A 2,422-nucleotide genomic window follows, 5' to 3' on the forward strand; every position below is an offset into this window, starting at 1 on the left:
GAAAGAACGGCCCAATTATTCGATGAATTCGATTAAATAGGTCAACTATTCTCACGAATCCATCGAATAATTCGACTCGTTCTACTGAAATTTATGCTCGAAAGCATAAGTCCGACAGACTCCTAGCCCTCTGGGGTCAGTAATAATCTTGGATTGAACCGATAATCCACTGATTCGTCTACTTAATATCCACTTCCCTGTGCATCCTGAACCCTGAATCCATTAGGGGCTGATATTCCCGTAGGAATGCCAGTGGAACAGTGTTTATAATGCGCGCCATGATTAATTTGAATTCAGTCAGTTTATTGCGTTCTGGCAAGATTTTGCTGGAAGAAACCCGCGCAATGATTCATCACGGCCAGCATGTTGGACTGGTAGGTGCCAATGGGTGTGGCAAGTCGAGCTTGCTGGCACTGATTATGGGAGATTTTCAGCCGGATAAGGGTGATGTCAGCATCGACTCGGGTCGGGGAATTGCTCATATGGCCCAGGAGGTTCTGGCCCTTGATCAGAAAGCAGTGGATTACGTGCTGGATGGTGATGAGACACTTCGGAAAATAGAGAAAGCTCTAGAGCAGGCTGAGCGCGATGAAGAACATGGCCAGCTTGCGGAACTTCATGAAAAGCTGCTTCAGGCTGATGGGTATACTGCGCGTTCGCGTGCAGAACAATTACTTCATGGCCTTGGATTTTCCCATGAGCAAATTGAGCGTAGCGTAAAAGACTTCTCCGGTGGTTGGAGAATGAGGCTGAACCTGGCACGTACTCTGATGTGTCCGTCTGACTTGTTGTTTCTTGATGAGCCTACTAACCACCTGGACCTGGATGCTATCGTCTGGCTGGAAAGTTTTTTGAAGCGTTATCAGGGTACGCTGATTATTATTTCCCACGACCGTGATTTTCTGGATGCGGTGATTGATGTCACTATTCATATTGAACATCAAAAGCTGAATACCTACCGTGGAAACTATTCTGCTTTTGAACGCATGCGTTCAGAACGTCTTCAGCAACAGCAGGCTGCTTTTGAAAGGCAACAAAAGCAACGTGCCCACATGGAAAAGTTTGTTGAGCGATTTCGTGCTAAGGCGACTAAAGCCAAACAGGCTCAAAGTCGATTAAAAGCACTGGCCAGGCTGGAAGAAATCGCACCAGCACATGTGGACTCTCCATTCAGTTTCAGCTTTCCTGATCCGGAAAAAATGTCTTCACCTTTGTTGACCTTGGATAAGGCAGAGCTGGGGTATCAGGGCAACACGATGATCAGATTGAAGCTGAACATCTTGCCAGGCAGTCGTATAGGTTTACTGGGTGCTAATGGTGCTGGTAAATCAACATTAATACGGACTCTGGCCGAAGAGCTCCCTCTGGTAGCTGGAGAGCGGCACAATGGTGAGCACCTGAAAGTAGGGTATTTTGCCCAGCACCAATTAGAAAAGCTGGATGCTGATGCCAGTTCACTGCTTCATCTACAACGATTGTCGCCTGAAGCAAGAGAGCAGGAGTTAAGAAACTTTCTGGGTGGCTTTGGTTTTTTTGGTGACAAGGCTCTGGAAAAGATTGAAGGCTTTTCTGGCGGTGAACAGGCAAGACTGGCTCTGGCTATCGTAGCCTGGCAAAAGCCGAATTTACTGTTGCTTGATGAACCGACAAACCATCTCGATCTGGAAATGCGTCATGCCCTGACCATGGCTTTGCAGACGTTTGAAGGGGCTATGATCCTTGTGTCCCACGATCGTAATCTTCTGCGCAGTACTACCGATGATCTCTTTCTGGTTCATGGCGGTAGGGTAGAATCCTTTGAGGGCGACCTGGAAGATTACAGCGTCTGGTTGACCCAGCAGCGTCAGGAAGAAAAGTTAGAATCAACTTCTGAAACGGTTCAGTCCATTAACTCGGCACAAAACCGAAAAGAGCAGAAACGTCTCGATGCAGAGCGTCGCAAGCAGCTCAGGCCAATGAAAAAGAAAGTGGCGTCTCTGGAGCAAAAACTGGAGAAGCAGCAATCTTTATTAGCGGACGTAGAATCTGAGCTGGCTAATCCAATGCTGTATGAACATTCTGAAAAAGAACGTTTAAAGTCGTGGCTGGATCAACAGACTCAATACAAGAAAATCATCGCGGATATTGAAGAAGAGTGGATGGAAGCACTAGAAGCACTTGAAGAAATGGAAGGTGAGTAAACCGTTATGAACTCATCTATCCGTTCTTCGCTTTTGGTGATGAAATGAGGTTCAGATAGAAAGCGCCGCCGCCTGATGGTCATCAGGCAGCAAAGTCCGGGAATGTCGCGACAATGCACTAGGAGCCTGACCGAGAATAGGTTTATCTGTTATGATAAGCCTTAAATCAACCCTAATAATGCCAGATGTCACCACCACCAAAATTCAAGGATAGCCCTGTTGAGTTTGATCAGCACCTGCTG

1 protein-coding gene is annotated in these 2,422 nt (G+C 46.9%); it reads left to right on the forward strand.

Features of this window, described 5'->3' with window-relative positions:
• The first annotated feature begins 278 nt into the window (after nucleotides 1–278).
• The gene (locus tag ACR2PX_RS14395) at nucleotides 279–2,180 is read left to right on the forward strand and encodes an ATP-binding cassette domain-containing protein (protein WP_434000050.1); all 1,902 of its coding nucleotides are present in this window, start codon (nucleotides 279–281) and stop codon (nucleotides 2,178–2,180) included.
• Nucleotides 2,181–2,422 lie beyond the last annotated feature (242 nt).

The sequence above is a fragment of the Endozoicomonas sp. genome (assembly GCF_051008435.1).
Taxonomy (GTDB): Bacteria; Pseudomonadota; Gammaproteobacteria; order Pseudomonadales; family Endozoicomonadaceae; genus Endozoicomonas_A.

What these genes read in the sequence shown, in the direction of transcription:
- ACR2PX_RS14395 (WP_434000050.1), top strand. Translation starts at nt 279, where the DNA reads ATGATTAATTTGAATTCAGTCAGTTTATTGCGTTCTGGCAAGATTTTG.